General features: G+C 43.8%; 18 protein-coding genes and 2 riboswitches. All 18 genes read left to right on the top strand.

Annotation, left to right across the window (positions count from 1 at the left end):
- Window positions 1-111: 111 nt before the first annotated feature.
- Complete coding sequence (locus DEAC_RS14395; protein WP_242847167.1) at window positions 112-1,017, top strand: sigma-E processing peptidase SpoIIGA; 906 nt, start codon at window positions 112-114, stop codon at window positions 1,015-1,017.
- A 3-nt stretch (window positions 1,018-1,020) separates the two neighbouring features.
- Window positions 1,021-1,743 (top strand): RNA polymerase sporulation sigma factor SigE, encoded by a 723-nt coding sequence (gene sigE, locus DEAC_RS14390; RefSeq protein ID WP_427846269.1) that lies wholly within the window; start codon window positions 1,021-1,023, stop codon window positions 1,741-1,743.
- A gap of 57 nt (window positions 1,744-1,800) precedes the next feature.
- Entirely contained in the window at window positions 1,801-2,574 is a 774-nt protein-coding gene (gene sigG, locus DEAC_RS14385; protein ID WP_047810773.1) for an RNA polymerase sporulation sigma factor SigG, read from the top strand.
- A gap of 86 nt (window positions 2,575-2,660) precedes the next feature.
- Window positions 2,661-2,939, top strand: coding sequence for a YlmC/YmxH family sporulation protein (locus DEAC_RS14380; protein ID WP_047810772.1), 279 nt, complete (start codon window positions 2,661-2,663; stop codon window positions 2,937-2,939).
- Window positions 2,940-3,161: 222 nt separating this feature from the next.
- A complete protein-coding gene (gene pgeF / locus DEAC_RS14375) occupies window positions 3,162-3,971 on the top strand; it encodes a peptidoglycan editing factor PgeF (RefSeq protein WP_047810771.1) in 810 nt (269 codons plus the stop codon).
- The gene (locus DEAC_RS14370; protein ID WP_047810770.1) at window positions 3,972-4,658 is read left to right on the top strand and encodes a response regulator transcription factor; all 687 of its coding nucleotides are present in this window, start codon (window positions 3,972-3,974) and stop codon (window positions 4,656-4,658) included. It begins immediately after the preceding gene.
- A 4-nt stretch (window positions 4,659-4,662) separates the two neighbouring features.
- Window positions 4,663-6,033, top strand: a complete 1,371-nt coding sequence (locus DEAC_RS14365; protein WP_047810769.1) for a HAMP domain-containing sensor histidine kinase — start codon at window positions 4,663-4,665, stop codon at window positions 6,031-6,033.
- A gap of 60 nt (window positions 6,034-6,093) precedes the next feature.
- Window positions 6,094-7,023 (top strand): biotin/lipoyl attachment domain-containing protein, encoded by a 930-nt coding sequence (locus DEAC_RS14360; RefSeq protein WP_047810768.1) that lies wholly within the window; start codon window positions 6,094-6,096, stop codon window positions 7,021-7,023.
- 87 nt (window positions 7,024-7,110) lie between these two features.
- Window positions 7,111-7,797: a YggS family pyridoxal phosphate-dependent enzyme gene (locus DEAC_RS14355; protein WP_427846270.1), complete on the top strand. Its 687-nt coding sequence runs from the start codon at window positions 7,111-7,113 to the stop codon at window positions 7,795-7,797.
- A gap of 58 nt (window positions 7,798-7,855) precedes the next feature.
- The gene (locus DEAC_RS14350; protein WP_047810766.1) at window positions 7,856-8,293 is read left to right on the top strand and encodes a cell division protein SepF; all 438 of its coding nucleotides are present in this window, start codon (window positions 7,856-7,858) and stop codon (window positions 8,291-8,293) included.
- 13 nt (window positions 8,294-8,306) lie between these two features.
- Window positions 8,307-8,570 carry a YggT family protein gene (locus DEAC_RS14345; protein ID WP_047810765.1) on the top strand — a complete coding sequence of 88 codons (264 nt, stop codon included), beginning with the start codon at window positions 8,307-8,309 and terminating at the stop codon, window positions 8,568-8,570.
- Window positions 8,571-9,368 carry a YlmH family RNA-binding protein gene (locus tag DEAC_RS14340; RefSeq protein WP_047810764.1) on the top strand — a complete coding sequence of 266 codons (798 nt, stop codon included), beginning with the start codon at window positions 8,571-8,573 and terminating at the stop codon, window positions 9,366-9,368.
- Window positions 9,369-9,380: 12 nt separating this feature from the next.
- Window positions 9,381-9,842 (top strand): DivIVA domain-containing protein, encoded by a 462-nt coding sequence (locus tag DEAC_RS14335; protein WP_047810763.1) that lies wholly within the window; start codon window positions 9,381-9,383, stop codon window positions 9,840-9,842.
- Between the two features lie 92 nt (window positions 9,843-9,934).
- Window positions 9,935-10,411, top strand: coding sequence for a hypothetical protein (locus DEAC_RS14330; RefSeq protein ID WP_047810762.1), 477 nt, complete (start codon window positions 9,935-9,937; stop codon window positions 10,409-10,411).
- Between the two features lie 278 nt (window positions 10,412-10,689).
- Window positions 10,690-10,800, top strand: a riboswitch (glycine riboswitch).
- Window positions 10,801-10,803: 3 nt separating this feature from the next.
- Window positions 10,804-10,881: riboswitch (glycine riboswitch) on the top strand.
- 124 nt (window positions 10,882-11,005) lie between these two features.
- Window positions 11,006-12,100 (top strand): glycine cleavage system aminomethyltransferase GcvT, encoded by a 1,095-nt coding sequence (gene gcvT / locus DEAC_RS14320; RefSeq protein ID WP_047810760.1) that lies wholly within the window; start codon window positions 11,006-11,008, stop codon window positions 12,098-12,100.
- Window positions 12,101-12,315: 215 nt separating this feature from the next.
- Complete coding sequence (gcvH, locus tag DEAC_RS14315; RefSeq protein ID WP_047810759.1) at window positions 12,316-12,702, top strand: glycine cleavage system protein GcvH; 387 nt, start codon at window positions 12,316-12,318, stop codon at window positions 12,700-12,702.
- Window position 12,703: 1 nt separating this feature from the next.
- The gene (gcvPA, locus tag DEAC_RS14310) at window positions 12,704-14,044 is read left to right on the top strand and encodes an aminomethyl-transferring glycine dehydrogenase subunit GcvPA (RefSeq protein ID WP_047810758.1); all 1,341 of its coding nucleotides are present in this window, start codon (window positions 12,704-12,706) and stop codon (window positions 14,042-14,044) included.
- Window positions 14,041-15,501 (top strand): aminomethyl-transferring glycine dehydrogenase subunit GcvPB, encoded by a 1,461-nt coding sequence (gene gcvPB, locus DEAC_RS14305; RefSeq protein WP_047810757.1) that lies wholly within the window; start codon window positions 14,041-14,043, stop codon window positions 15,499-15,501. Before gcvPA ends, gcvPB begins: the two co-directional genes overlap by 4 nt.
- Window positions 15,502-15,737: the final 236 nt, after the last annotated feature.

Here is a 15,737-nt window from a genome sequence, read left to right as displayed (position 1 = left end):
ATTCTCCTAAAAAATCCCAAACAGGACCACTGAAAGCGACAGCTTTTTCCTCTGTCGCTAAGCTATAATTTTTAGTAGAGATCTGGAAAGGATGCGTCAATGAATGGAGCGATGACTTATCTTGATTTAGATATGCTCATAAATGGAAGTGTAGATGCACTGCTTCTTGTTCTAGTGGGCCGAATGATTCATTTGCCAATTCGGTCGAAACGAATACTGGCTGGGGTATTGCTTGGGGAAATTCCGGTAATTTTAGTGTGCTATTCCTGTCCGCCCTGGACGACTCTGAGCAAGTGGCTCATCCCTTTTCTCATGGTTTTAGCAGCCTATCCTATCCGGAGTTTGAAAGTTTTTCTTAAAGTCTTCCTGGGGTTTTGGCTTTTTTCCGCCGGACTCGGGGGGTTTGTTTATGCTTTATGGGGGTGGATACAGTTTGATAAGGGCCTAGATCACAACACACTTACCCTTGTCAAAGGAACTTTTTGGATTTTGCCCTTGTCGGGATTTTTATGGTGGATACTACAAGACCGCTGGCAGCGATGGCAGACAGGACGCTGCCGCTTAGAAAAAAACCTTTTTGAGCTGGAAATTGATTTCGAAGGTGATGGTCAAAAACTCATCAATTTTAAAGCCTTGTTGGATACAGGCAATCAGCTGAAGGACCCGTTGAATGGCAATCCAGTCTTACTCGTGCAAGAAGAGGCTGCAGCGGCCTCGATACCCGATGAAATACAGTCCTTTCTGGAAATACCCTGGGAGGAAAGTAAGGATCCATGGCCGTTCTTATGGAAAGAAAATCCGAATTTAATGAAGCGTCTTGTTTTTATTCCCTTTCAAACCATTGATCGCCGGAGTTGGCTTCTGGGGATCAGGCCTGCTCGGGTCACTTGTTTTGACAAGGATGGACCTCACCAAATCCAGGCAACTGTGGCTCTTGTTAAACAAATATTAAGTTCGGAGGGTGAATATCAAGCGTTACTGCACCCGGAACTATTGCAGAAAGGTGGAGATGAATAATTGATGTGGTGGAGTAATGTTCTCGATAAAATTAACCGTTTTTGGGTCGTGTTTCGCCGGAAATTCTTTTCGGTACGAGGTATCTATTATGTCGGAAGCAGTGAAGCCCTGCCCCCTCCTCTAAATTCGGACGAAGAAGGAATGCTCTTAGAACGTCTCGAAATGGGTGATCCTTCGATCAGAGATATCTTAATTGAACGCAACCTTAGGCTCGTAGTGTACATTGCCAGAAAGTTTGAAAATACCGGGATAGGCATTGAAGATCTGGTTTCTATCGGAACCATTGGCTTAATCAAAGCGGTTAACACGTTTGATCCTCAAAAGAAGATAAAATTAGCAACTTATGCTTCCCGTTGTATCGAAAATGAGATTTTGATGTATCTTAGACGTAATAACAAGACTCGTTCTGAAGTATCTTTTGATGAACCTTTAAACATTGATTGGGATGGGAATGAGTTATTGCTTTCTGATGTACTGGGAACAGAAAATGATGTCATCTCTAAACCTATTGAAGAACAAGTTGACCGGCAGTTATTGCATTTAGCTATGGAAAGACTGACAAACCGAGAAAAAATTATTATGGAATTAAGGTTTGGTTTAGATAATGGGGTAGAAAAAACTCAAAAGGAGGTGGCGGATCGACTTGGTATTTCACAGTCCTACATTTCAAGACTCGAAAAAAGAATAATTCGTAGATTACGAAAAGAATTTTGTCGGTTAGAATAAGTAAAACGGTCAACGGGCATACTTTCCAACAGAATTGTCTGGGGAGGTGCTCTTAAGTTGGCATTAAATAAAGTTGAAATCTGTGGCGTGAACACCTCGAAATTACCTGTTCTATCCAGTGCGAAAATGAAAGAGCTGTTTGTGATTTATCAAGCCGGAGATCGCAGTGCACGAGAAAAATTAATTCATGGGAATCTTCGCCTTGTACTTAGCGTGATTCAAAGATTTACAAATCGAGGCGAATATGTTGACGATTTATTTCAGGTCGGATGTATTGGATTGATGAAAGCGATTGACAACTTTGATCTTAGCCAAAACGTAAAGTTTTCAACTTACGCTGTGCCCATGATCATTGGAGAAATTCGCCGGTACTTAAGGGACAATAACCCCATTAGGGTAAGCCGATCACTTAGAGACATTGCTTATAAGGCCTTGCAAGTAAGAGATCAATTAGTTTGTGAGTGTTCGCGTGAACCAACGGTTGCTGAGATCGCCAGTAAGCTGTCTCTGCCGCGTGAAGATGTTATTTTTGCTTTAGATGCTATTCAAGAACCTATCTCTTTGTTTGAGCCGATTTATCATGATGGGGGGGATCCTATTTTTGTTATGGACCAAATCGGTGATGATAAACAGACAGACAATGGATGGGTAGAGGGGCTTGCAGTCCGCGAGGCCCTTAGGCGTTTAAGCGAACGGGAAAAGCTGATTTTATCGTTGAGGTTTTTTAATGGCAAGACACAGATGGAAGTAGCTGATGAGATAGGAATATCCCAGGCCCAAGTATCCCGCTTAGAAAAGGCGGCTATGCAGCATATGCGCAAGTACGTATAAAAAATATTTAAAGTCAAGGCTATTTAAAGACCATCCTTCATATAATGATATATGACAGTTGAGCCTCGATCAGGGGGGATTAATCTATGCGAATCTCAGATTTACGCTTATTGGATATTGTCAATATCAAGGATGGTCGAAGGTTAGGCCCAATTAAGGATCTCGATTTGGATCTAGAAAAGGGTATTGTTAAAGGAATGGTGGTACCAGGGCCTGCCAGAGGCAGTTGGGGGCTTTTTGGCGGCGGAAAACCTGAGGATTTTATAATTCCTTGGGAACGGGTTAAGAAAATTGGCGTGGATGTTATTTTAGTTGATGCCCAAGATCTGCCTGAATACCATCCGGAGAATGATGATCGCCGATAAAAGTACTTAAGCTGTGGTAATAGGCATAAGTCACGGTTCTTAAATCTAAGAACATGTGCTTATGTCTTTATTTGTATTAGTTCAGCACAGGGCAAGTTTTATAGAAATATTATCCGGATATTCGCCAATGTTTTTTAGTAATAGTCGAAATAGGACTAATAGCAGGTTTGTTCTTATGGTTATTAAATGATATATTAAAAAAGAAATTAAAGGAGTCAGAGGATGAACTGGAACTGGCAAAAAAAAGGAGAAAGCACCGTTCTAACAATTTCAAAGTGGCTTGAAGAAGGAATTGATATAGGCTTCTCGACACGTAAGGGAGGTGTCAGCCATTCTCCCTACGACAGTTTAAATTTGGGACTCCATGTTGGTGATGAGGCCGGGGCTGTTTTGGAAAATCGTTCACGTTGGCTTGGCCTGTGGGATGTCTCCTGGCAGGGAGCTGTCGTGGGAGAGCAAATTCATGGAGCTAAGGTTGTATGGGTTGATGAGAAAGATGGCGGCCGAGGTCTCCGCGATCAAGAAACTGTTATACCAGGTGTCGATGGACTTATTACAAAGAGTTCCGTTGGTCTCATGACATTCTATGCAGATTGTGTTCCTCTTTATTTCTATTATCCTGATCTTAAGGCGGTCGGCATCGCTCATGCGGGCTGGAAGGGAACCTTACAGAAAATTGGCCGTAGAGCATTAGAGTGTTTTGAAGAAGCCGGAGGCAGCACGGAAAAGGCTTGGGCTGCCATCGGACCCAGTATCGGTCCCTGCTGCTACGTTGTTGATGAACGTGTTGCCAGTCAATTTCGTGCCAACTACGCAGAAACTCCCTTTCTGCGTCCGATCTCAGAAGGACAGTACCAGCTTGATTTGTGGGAAGCGAATATAACTACATTGTTGGAAAAAGGTGTTCATCGGGATAATATTTCAGTGGCGGCCCTTTGCACAAAAGATAACCCGGAATGGTTTTTTTCTCATCGTCGTGATGGTGCTCGAACGGGACGGATGGCAGGTTGGATTAGAATTGGGGGGATTTAGGTGGCAACAATATTGGTTGTGGATGATGAGGAACCCATTCAAGAACTGCTTAGATTTAACCTGGAAAAGGAAGGATATCAGGTTCGGGTGGCGAAAGATGGTCCGGAGGCCTTAGGAGCTATCGAAAAGGAACAGCCGGATTTGCTTGTTCTTGATGTCATGCTTCCGGGAATGGACGGTTTAGAGGTATGCCGCAGACTTCGTTTAAATACAAAGTTTCAGCAGATACCGATTATTATGTTAACGGCCAAAGGTGAAGAGATCGATAAGGTTCTGGGTTTGGAGCTTGGGGCAGATGATTATATGACAAAGCCTTTTAGTCCTCGGGAATTGCTGGCAAGAATTAAAGCTCGTTTACGCCGCTTGAATATCCCGGAAGATTCGGAAGCTATGATCGTACGAGGAGAGCTGCGTATTGACATTAATGGTTTCCGTGTTCTCATCCGAGGTGAAGAAGTTGAGCTAACGCCAAAAGAATTTGAGCTTTTACGCGTTTTTGCTGCCCACCCTGGCAAAGTGTATTCAAGAGACGAACTTTTGGAACGCATTTGGGGCTATGAGTATCATGGGGATACCCGTACTGTAGATGTCCATGTGCGGCATTTGCGGCTAAAAATTGAGCGTGATCCCTCGAATCCAGAGTACATAGAAACTCTGCGCGGAATCGGCTATCGTTTTAAAGGGTAATAATATGAGCATAAAATGGCGCTTAACAGGACTGTACATTGTTATGACAGGATTGTCCTTGCTTTTGTTTTGGGTTGGTGAGAGCGTAAAATTAAAAATGATCGGACAGGAGATAGACTTTGAAGTAGTAATCCTGGCAATCTGCTTTCCGGCGGGAGCCGTTTATGTTTATGCCAGTTATTTAGCTAAGCGATTGGAAAAACTTCATCTAGCCACTCAACGCATTGCGAGAGGTAACTTTGAACGAATTGATTTTGCGGATTCTACCGATGAAATCGGAGAATTTACGGCTGAACTGAACAGCCTTTCGAGGCATGTTGAGATGATTGTCCAAAACGGAACTCAAGAAGCTCACAAGATGGAGGCAATATTAGCAGGAATGCAAGAAGGAGTTGTCTCAGTTGATCATGTAGGCAGGGTTGTTTTAGTTAACGCAGCAGCGAATAGAATTTTTGAACGTCAGGATACGGAACGCAAGTTAAAATATTTGCTGGAGCTGACCTATGATTCAGAACTGGAACATCTAATTCACAATGTCCTTTCTGGCGAACCGAGTGCGACGAGGGAAACCCGCTTTGGTCAAAAGACTATCCAAAGTCAAGTTAATCCGATCTTAAATGAACATGGTCAGCCGCGAGGAGCCGTGATTGTTATGCATGATGTTACTGAACTTCGTCGTCTGGAGCAAATGCGCACAGAATTCGTTGCTAATGTATCTCATGAGTTAAGAACTCCCTTAACGTCCATTAAAGGGTTTGTAGAAACACTCCTGGATGGTGCGGCGGATGTCCCTTCATTACGTGAACGTTTCTTAAAGATTATTCAGGCCGAGACCTTGCGCCTGCAGCGCTTAATTGAAGATCTTTTAACGCTGGCTCATTTTGAAGGGCGGGAGAACCGAGGAGGACTCGCTCCCGGCAAAATAAGTTATCTCCAGCAAGCCTATAAAAAGATTCAGCCGGTTATTCTTAGTTTTGCTCAAGTCAAAAATATCGAGGTTGAAGTTAATCTGCCGGATGATTTGCCGCCTCTTTCTATAGGCGAAGATTTGTTAAGTCAGCTGCTCTTAAATCTTTTAGAGAATGCTGTGAAATATACAACTGAGGGAAGAGTATGGCTGAATGCGCAAGTTTTTCCGGAGTATCTTCGCTTGGAGTTTGGCGATACCGGCTGTGGTATCCCTGAAGAAATGCTGCCCAGGATTTTTGAGCGTTTTTATCGTGTGGACAAAGCCCGCTCCCGAGAACAAGGGGGAACAGGCTTGGGCCTAAGTATTGTAAAACATATGGTCGAAGGAGTAGGGGGAACTATTGATGTTACTTCCCAACTTGGTGTCGGGACTGTTTTTACCTGTGATTTACCTCGAGCCAAGTAATGTTTCCAGATGATCTTATGTATCGAACATCAAAAAAGAGACTGGTTCTGGGAGGGGTCCATGGAGAAAAAGAAGAGAAAAAAAAGAAATCCATATGGGCTTTGGGTGATTCTATTCTTAATCCTGTTTGGAGGAGGTTTTTGCTACTATCGAGAGAATTTTTCCGCTGGGACAATAACTTTTAGTGCAGCTCAGTCTGGAACCATTACTCATGTCCGAAAAGTTTCTGCTGTTTTTGCGAATCAGGAGCTGCCCGTCAAAGCTCCCAGTTCAGGAACGATACAGTTTGTCGGCAAAGATGGTCAGCGCTTTAGGCGCGGGGAAACTTTGGCGGCCGTACTGCAAAATGGAGCTTCTTCCGGAAGTAATCAGAGTTCGCCGGGCAGCACTGTGATAACTGCGGATATGGGTGGGTTATTCTTTCATCAAAGCGATGGCTTAGAAACAATCATTACCAGTGAGAACATAATGTCGATGGATTTGGAAAAATTGGCTGCACAAACTTCTAAGGTTAAAGTCCCTGGTCAGACAGTTCAGGCGGGAGAGATTGTGGGTAAAATCGTGAATAATCTTTTGCCGACCATGGCTTTCCTCCAATTGCCAAGTATTGATAATCTCACTGTTGGAAAAACAATTCGTTTAACAGCAGGAAATCAAACGATGGATGCTCAAATTATGCGTAAATCTGAAAAACCTATGGGTATAATCGTTCAGTTTCCTCATTATGTGGATGGGTCAGCAACTGAAAGACATCAAGAGATAACTTGGAACTATGCCCCCCAGACCAGTGGCGTTCTTGTACCTATAAGCGCTCTTTGGACACAGGGAGAGGAACAGGGTGTCTTTATTTCGGCTGAAGGGGTAATTCATTTTAAGAAAGTTAAAGTCCTTGATAAAAATGATCAACAAGCTTGCGTAGATAATTTGCCGGTGGGGATACCTGTTGTAACGAATCCGCGAAATGGGCTTGAGGGGCTAATTGCAAGGTAAAAAATATCTAGCTTCAGACTTTCGTAGCAGGAAACGGAGGAAAAGCGTAGAATTCTTTGCGAAGGGGATATTCAGGAAATGGAAGATTTGGGTATTCAACAACGTTTAATAGAAGTTCGTCAGCGAATTCTTCGAGCTATTGAGCGGAGCAACAGAAATTGTGCCGCAGTAAAATTGTTGACGGTTTCCAAGACCCAGCCTATTCAAAAAATTCAGGAGGCTTACCAGGTTGGGCAGCGAGCTTTCGCAGAAAACCGAATCCAAGAATGGCAGGAGAAGGTTTCACATATGCCGGATGATTGTGAATGGCATATTGTGGGCAGACTGCAGACTAATAAGGTTAAATATTTGAATGACAAGGTTGCTCTTATTCATTCTTTGGATCGCCTTTCACTTTTAGAAGCCTTAAATGAACACGGAAGACGACAAGGTTTGATCTGGGCAGCATTGGTCCAAGTCAATATTGCTCGAGATCCTGCCAAAGCTGGCTTAGCTCCTGAGGAGGTTCCGGATTTTTTAAACTTAATTAAGGAGTATCCTTTTGTTAACGTTCGAGGCTTGATGACAATTGGAGCTCTGGAGGCCAGCTTGCAAGATACTCGGGAATTCTTCCGCCAACTGAGAAATCTCCGTGATTCTTTGCAATCTCGCAGCTGGCCAGGTGTTGATTTGCGGGACCTTTCAATGGGGATGAGCCGAGACTATGAATTAGCCATTGAGGAAGGAGCCACTCTTGTTCGAGTGGGACGTCAAATTTTCGGTGAACGCGGCTAGTCAGTAGGTAAGAAGTATTAGCTCTATGTAAAGAGATATATGAAAGGGAGGGCCAGCTATGGCAAAATTGATTGATAAGATGATTGGCATTATGGGATTTGCGGATGATGAACCGGAAGAGGATGCTTTTGAAGAACAGGAAAAAGAGAAAATTGACCAAGAAGAAATACGCACCAGCAGAAAAAATGCTCCCGTTGTTAGTATTCATACGCAAAAACAAATGCGAGTCGTCGTTTTAGAGCCGAATACTTTTGAAGATGCCCAAAATATCGCTGATCAGCTGAAATCTCGACGGCCGGTTATTGTCAATCTGGAGAATGCTGAGAAGGTATTAGCAAAACGGATTGTTGACTTTATCAGCGGGACAACCTATGCCCTAAACGGCAATATGCAGAAAGTTGGCAACGGGATTTTTCTATTTGTTCCCAATAACGTTGATATTTCCGGGGAAATGCGAGATGAGCTGAAAGTTAAAGGTCTGTTTTGGTCAAAATAGGAGGGATTATTAATTGATTTCTCTAATTGCGCAGATTATCGATAAAGTGATTACAATCCTGATTTTTGCCATAATTATTCGAACGTTCCTCTCATATATCCCGAGATTAAAACCAAACCCTCTAATCACAATCATATATGATGTGACCGATCCTTTACTGAAACCGTTTCAGCGTTTTCAGATTAGTTCAGGGGGTATGGGACTGGATTTTTCTCCTTTGATTGCTATTATCGTCTTAAATCTGATTCAATCATTGATTGTGAGGCTTTTCTATTAGATGAAACCTTCTATAGATCGCAGTGTGCTTGGGTTTTGGAACGAAAAGGACCTACGTTTGACGGCTGCTCATCTTTTAGATCAACTAGATACAGTACTTCGTCATAACACTAAACAAGTTACTCCTTTTTTAAGTTTTGCCCTGCGGGATTGGTTTGAAGGGATTCTTAGGAAAGAAGGGTTAGCTTATTTACTGGCAGGCGGGTTTCCGGACGCGGAACGCGTTCGTATTGTTATTGGCCCCTGGGGAGAGGCGTTAGATTCTGAGGATGCCAATCTGGCAATTCTTGAGGCTTGGCCTGCGAATCCTCAAGCTCGGCTCGAACACAGCCAGATTCTCGGATCTCTGTTGGGTTTGGGTATAGAGCGGGAGGTTTTAGGAGACATCTGTGCCGGTCAAGGCGCGTATTATTTAGTGACTTCGGCCGATATTGCTCCCTTTATCATCGATTATTGGAAACTAGCCGGACGGGAAAAAATTAAAGCGGCATTATGCAGCCAAAAGCCGAATATTCTGTCCGACAAGGGAGAAGAAAAACGGATTACAGTAAGTTCATCACGCTTAGATGCTCTTCTTGCCCATTCCTTTGGTGTATCAAGAACTTTAGCACAGGAATGGATTAACCAGGGCAAGGTACGGTGCGAAGGCCTGGTAGTTAACAAAGCGGAACTTAAACTGCAGCCTGGAGAAACTATTTCTTGCCGGGGACGCGGACGTATTAAGCTATTGGAGTGTACTCAGACTCGCAAGGAACGTACGGCTTGGCAGCTTATTCTTTATAAGTCACAACGCCAGTAGGAGGGAACAATGATGCAAATGACTCCTCTTGATATACGCAATAAGCAATTCAATAAAGGGATTCGAGGGTATCAATGCGGAGAAGTGGAAAAATTCCTGGATACTGTGAGTCAGGAATTTGAATCCGCCTACACTGAAAACTTCGAATTACGCGAAAAAGTAAAAGCTTTAGAGTCCGAAATTAGTCATTTCCGTCAAATTGAGAATACATTGCAGCAAACCCTGGTCTTAGCCCAGCAAACTGCGGAAGAAGTAAAACAAGCTGCACGTCATGAGGCTGAACTTTTGCTGAAGGAAGCTGAACAGAATAAGTTAGCCAAAGTGTCTGAAGCTCAAGAAAAGTGGGAAGAAATACAGGGAGAAATACAGGAATTATCTAGGAAACGCGATTTGATTCGAAGTCAACTCAAGTCCTTTTTGCTCTCCCATCTTGATTTAGAAACGATGCAAGAGCGAAATGAAGGTATAGCCTAAAGGGTTAAAGGCTGCTGGAGTTGTTGCTAAGCTGTCTGCATTCGTGGTAAAATGTTCTAAAAGAGAACTTGGAAAGAGAAGGATTGTCACCGATGAATAGATTGATTAGTGAGATATCTTCTGACTTTCTCATTCAAGGATTTGGGTTGCATGAGGATGAAAGGAAGATTTTTGTTGGTAAAGTAGGAGGCCAAGAGATCCAACTTTTACCTGACTTCCATAATTTAGATTTAGAAACCAAAGATTTGAAAATTCTTTGTGTGGGAATTGCTGAAGCCAGTAATCATTTTCGTCCTGGGGATGTACTGATGACCGGAAGCGACGATTTGCTTGATCGTGCCTTTCAAATTATGGATGATCTTGAGCAGCGTTGTGTTGTGGTAAGTCTGACTCCCAGTCAAGACTCCACTCATTTATACCTTTCTAAGGAAGCGATGGAACCGCTGGTTCAGGAATGGAAACAACGTAAAGTCTCTTTTTTGTGTCTTTGGATGGTTGATCCTATCGATTCTGAGGGACAAGCAAAATTAGTGACGATTATACGTAAAGTAATCTTGAAGGACTCATAACTAATTATTTTGGCTAAGTAAACGAGAATTATTATTATTGAAAATGTTAGTGACAAGGGTGGTATGTAATTGATCTCGTCCCTTTATGGAGGGACGGGATTTTAGTTATTTATGGGGCCGGAATTATAGAAGTCTGAAGGTTTGGGAATCTTTACGAATATTGGTAATTGTCGAATTGAGTAATTAAATATTGAAAAAAATCAGTCAAACTTTTAAAAAGGGTATAGACGAAATGAAAAAAAAAGCATAGTATATTGTATAACGATAACAGCTACCGAATGATACTAGCAGGAGAGATTTGGGAGAAGTCCCAGACGCCGAAGGAGAAAATCCCTTGAAGTCGCTTTTCAAGGGGGGAAACTCTCAGGCAAAGGTACGGCTAGTAGACGGTACTCTGGAGAGTTTCTCTTCACAGGGAACACCAAAGGGGAAGCCGGAAGACGGCGAATCTCTCAGGTTAAAGGACAGAGAAGATGCGAAAGGCATCTTTTTTTGTCCTTTTTTGTATCTACGGCGGCTAGTTAATTTTTTACGATGGAAGAGGTTAAGTTTCAGTTTTCAGTTAAAACTATACAGAATTGAGGAGGTGCCAAAATGGCAGAACTGAAGCGAACTCCACTTTACGAAGAACATAAAGCGGCCAAAGCAAAACTTATTGATTTTGGCGGCTGGGAAATGCCGGTTCAGTATTCCGGAGTGATCGAGGAACATCAGGCAGTACGCAAAAATGCAGGGCTTTTTGATGTTTCCCATATGGGCGAAATCGATGTTCAAGGAAAAGATGCGCTGTCTTTTGTACAAAGGATAATTACAAATGATGCCAGTAAGCTGGAAGATGGAAAAATCCTTTATTCTCCCATGTGCTATCCGGATGGCGGAATCGTAGATGATTTATTGGTCTATCAACATACTCCCGAGCATTTTTTGCTTGTTGTCAATGCATCCAATACAGCAAAAGATTTTTCTTGGATTCTTGAGCAAGTCGACAATTTTCAGGTCACCGTGGAGAATATCTCGGACCAATATGCTCAGTTGGCTTTGCAAGGGCCGCAAGCGGAAAAAATCCTCCAAGGATTGACAAATGTTGATTTGTCGGCCTTGAAATATTATACCTTTTGCTATGGAGAAGTCGACGATATCAGATGCCTGATTTCTCGCACGGGATATACGGGAGAAGATGGTTTTGAGATATATGCCTCCTCTCAGTCTGCCAGACAATTGTGGCGCAGGATTCTGGAAGTCGGTTCGGCAAAAGGGATACAACCCATTGGCTTAGGTGCTCGCGATACTTTAAGGTTTGAAGCCCGCTTACCCTTATACGGCAATGAATTAGGGGAGAACATTACTCCTTTAGAAGCTGGACTGGGTATCTTTGTCAAATTAGATAAGTCGGATTTTATTGGCCGGGATGTGCTCCTGAAGCAAAAGGAGCAAGGCGTGCCGCGAAAGCTTGTTGGTCTGGAAATGATCGGACGGGGGATTGCCCGTTCTCATTATCCCTTGCAAAAGAATGGGGAAGAGATCGGATTTGTTACTTCAGGATCCTACTCCCCGACTCTTGATAAAAATATTGCTTTAGGTCTTATTCGCACAGATTTAGCGGTATTAGGTGAAACGGTAGACGTGGTGATTCGCGGAAAGGCTGTTCAAGCAAAGATTATTCCCAGTTTGTTTTATAAACGGAGCTAGCGGATAAAGTGAACTTGCTTACGCTAAAGCTGAACATCGGGGCTCAGATACAATAATGTCCAGTGGACATTATTGCCGAGCCGCTTTTCCCAATAGGAATACTTAGCGGCGAAGGAGGACTCTACCCCACCTGAAGTTTACGAAGGAACCAGCCCCACTTATAGAAGTGGGGGTCTTGAAAACCGGATAACAAAAATATTGAGGAGGATGATACCATGAATCCAGTAGAATTAAAGTATAACAAAGAACACGAATATGCGAAGACAGAAGGGAATATCGTAACGTTTGGGATTACTGATCATGCCCAGGAAAGTCTGGGAGATGTTGTTTTCGTTGAACTGCCTGAAGTAGGAGATAGGGTAACCGCGGGAGAATCCTATGGAACTGTTGAATCAGTTAAGGCAGTTTCAGATATCACGGCTTCTGTAAGCGGTAAGGTTGTTGAAGTAAATACTTTAGTGATCGACTCACCGGAATTGTTAAATAGTGATCCCTATGGAGATGGCTGGCTGATAAAAGTTGAGGCAGAGAATTTGTCCCCTTTGGATACTTTAATGACTGCTGCTGAGTATGAGGAGTTTGTGGCTGAGGAGGAACACTAGTATGAACTTCGTGCCAAATACGGACAGCCAAAAAGAGCGGCTCTTAGCCCGTATTGGGGTTGAGTCCGTAGAAGACCTTTTTGCAGATGTACCCAAAGAAGTTCGCTTAAAACGGCCTCTCAATATTCGCGGAGGAATGTCGGAACAAGAATTAGTTAAACATGTCAAAGGATTGGCTGCTAAAAATAAGAACGTTGAAGAGTACAGTTCTTACTTGGGAGCTGGTGCTTATGAACATTATATCCCGAGTTTTGTGGATCAGTTATTGCTTCGTTCTGAATTCTATACTGCTTATACGCCCTATCAGCCGGAAATTTCGCAAGGGACGCTTCAAGCTATCTATGAATATCAGACGTTGGTCTGTGAGTTAACGGGAATGGATGTGGCAAATGCCTCCATGTATGATGGCGCTTCGGCTTTAGCTGAGGCTGCACTCATGACCTGTGATGCCACAAAGAGAAACAAAATTTTAGTTATGGAGACAGTCCATCCGGAATATCGTGATGTTCTTAAAACATATTTGCCGCCGCGAGGGGTTGAATTGATCGAAATTCCGTCCAAGGATGGAGTAACAGACTTTGAAGCCTTAGAAGCTAAGCTTCAGGAAGGTATAGCAGGCGTGCTGGTGCAGACACCAAACTTTTTCGGCAATATAGAAGAGGCAGAACAAATTACCGTCGCTGCTCACGGAAAAGGGGCGCTTGCCGTGATGGCTGTTAATCCCGTGTCTTTAGGCCTGCTGAAGACTCCGGGAGAATGCGGGGCAGATATTGTTGTCGGAGAAGGTCAGGCCTTTGGAAATCCTCTTAATTTTGGCGGTCCTTATTTAGGCTTTTTGGCGTGTCGAGACAAGTATGTGCGGAGAATGCCGGGAAGGATTGTAGGAGCAACGACAGATAAAAACGGGCGAAAAGGTTATGTTCTGACCTTGCAGGCTCGCGAACAGCATATTCGAAGAGAAAAGGCTACTTCTAATATTTGTTCCAATGAAGCCCTTTGTGCCTTAGCCTTTACCATGCATTTGAGCGCTTTGGGGAAAAAAGGAGTTTCAGAATTGGCCAATTTGAATTTCCAAAATGCCCATTATGCCGCTCAGGAGATCGTCAAGCTTCCAGGCATGAGTTTAGCCTTTCAACGGCCTTTCTTCCACGAATTTGTGGTAAAGACAGCGTTGGAACCCTCGAAAATCAATGAGGCTCTTCTCAAAGATCAAATCATTGGCGGATTGGATTTAGCGCGATTCTACCCAGAACTTGATCATCATCTTCTCTTCTGTGTGACCGAGACTAAATGTAAAGCTGACATTGATCGGCTTGTGGCCAGATTGGGGGAAATCCAATGAAAGCATTAGAACCGCTAATTTTTGAACTCAGCGCTGCTGGCAGAAATGCAGTCAGTTTACCAAAATGTGATGTTCCGGAAATCCCCGTTGAGACAATGATCCCCGAGCATATGCTTACCCGTCAGGAACCTCAGCTTCCTGAATTGTCCGAGGTTGATGTTGTACGGCATTTTACTCGGCTTTCAACCTTTAATCATGGAGTAGATACTGGATTTTATCCCCTGGGATCTTGTACAATGAAGTATAACCCTAAAGTGAATGAAACTTTGGCTCGTCTCTCTGGGTTTTCGGCCCTCCATCCTTATCAGCCGGAGGTCTTAACTCAAGGGGCTCTGCAGCTTATGGCCGAGCTTCAGGAAGATCTGTGTGAGCTGGCGGGAATGGATGGATTTACTCTCCAGCCTGCAGCCGGCGCTCATGGAGAGATGACGGGGATGTTAATTGTTAAAGCCTATCATGAACATAGGCAGGATCGGAAACGTACGAAGGTCATCGTTCCGGATTCAGCTCATGGAACCAATCCGGCGACGGCTGCAATGGTCGGCTATGATATCATTCAGGTGCCTTCCACTGAGCGTGGCGGCGTAGATCTGGAGGCTCTAAGAAAAGTTGCCAGCGATGAAGTCGCTGCTCTAATGTTGACAAACCCCAATACCGTTGGCCTGTTTGACGAAAATATTCTGGAAATCACCAAGATTGTTCACGATGTCGGCGGCTTATTGTACTATGACGGTGCCAATACCAATGCCATCATGGGTATTGCTCGTCCCGGAGATATGGGGTTTGACGTTGTTCATCTTAATCTGCATAAGACCTTTTCGACGCCTCACGGGGGCGGAGGACCTGGTGCCGGTCCCGTCGGAGTAAAGGAATTTTTGCTGCCCTTCCTGCCCAAGCCTATTGTGGTTCGAAAGAATGACGGTACCTTTGGCTTAGAGGACGATCTGCCGCTTTCAATTGGCCGGGTTCGTTCATTTTACGCTAATTTCTCGGTGCTCGTTAAGGCTTACGCTTATATTCGGGCCTTGGGGGGAGAAGGGCTCAAGACAGCGTCTGAAAATGCAGTGCTTAATGCCAATTATTTAATGCAAGTGCTCAAAGACCATTATTATCTCCCCTTCGATCGTACTTGTAAGCATGAATTTGTAATTACGCCGAAGACCTTGAAAGCGACAGGAGTTCACACCTTAGATATTGCCAAACGCTTATTGGATTATGGCTATCATCCGCCCACGATTTATTTTCCATTGATTGTTGAAGAGGCAATGATGATTGAGCCTACCGAAACGGAAAGCGCCGAAACTCTCGATGAATTTGCCCGGGTCCTCATTAAGATTGCTGAGGAAGCCCGTGAAGATGCGGATTTGGTCAAGAATGCTCCGCATACTACTTTAGTGACTCGTTTAGATGAGGTGGCTGCGGTGCGGAAGCCTGATTTGCGGTATCGGAAGAAGTAATTCATTTGTCTGAGAACTAGGGTGATTTTAATATGCCGCTCTTTGGGGCGGTTTTTTTCCACTAACGGTCTGGATGTAAAGCCATTGAAGAATGAAAATAGGTCGTTTGGGTCAGGCATCTTCACCCACACCGTTCACTCAGCATTCCGAGGCTCGCCCACTCGGCCGCATGGGAGCTATCTTCAGCGGATAAGTAATCTTTGGGGATTGCCGCTTCGAGCGAAAATGTTCACTGG

It is taken from the genome of Desulfosporosinus acididurans, from assembly GCF_001029285.1.
Lineage (GTDB): Bacteria > Bacillota > Desulfitobacteriia > Desulfitobacteriales > Desulfitobacteriaceae > Desulfosporosinus > Desulfosporosinus acididurans.
This window is presented reverse-complemented; position numbering and strand designations above follow the sequence as displayed.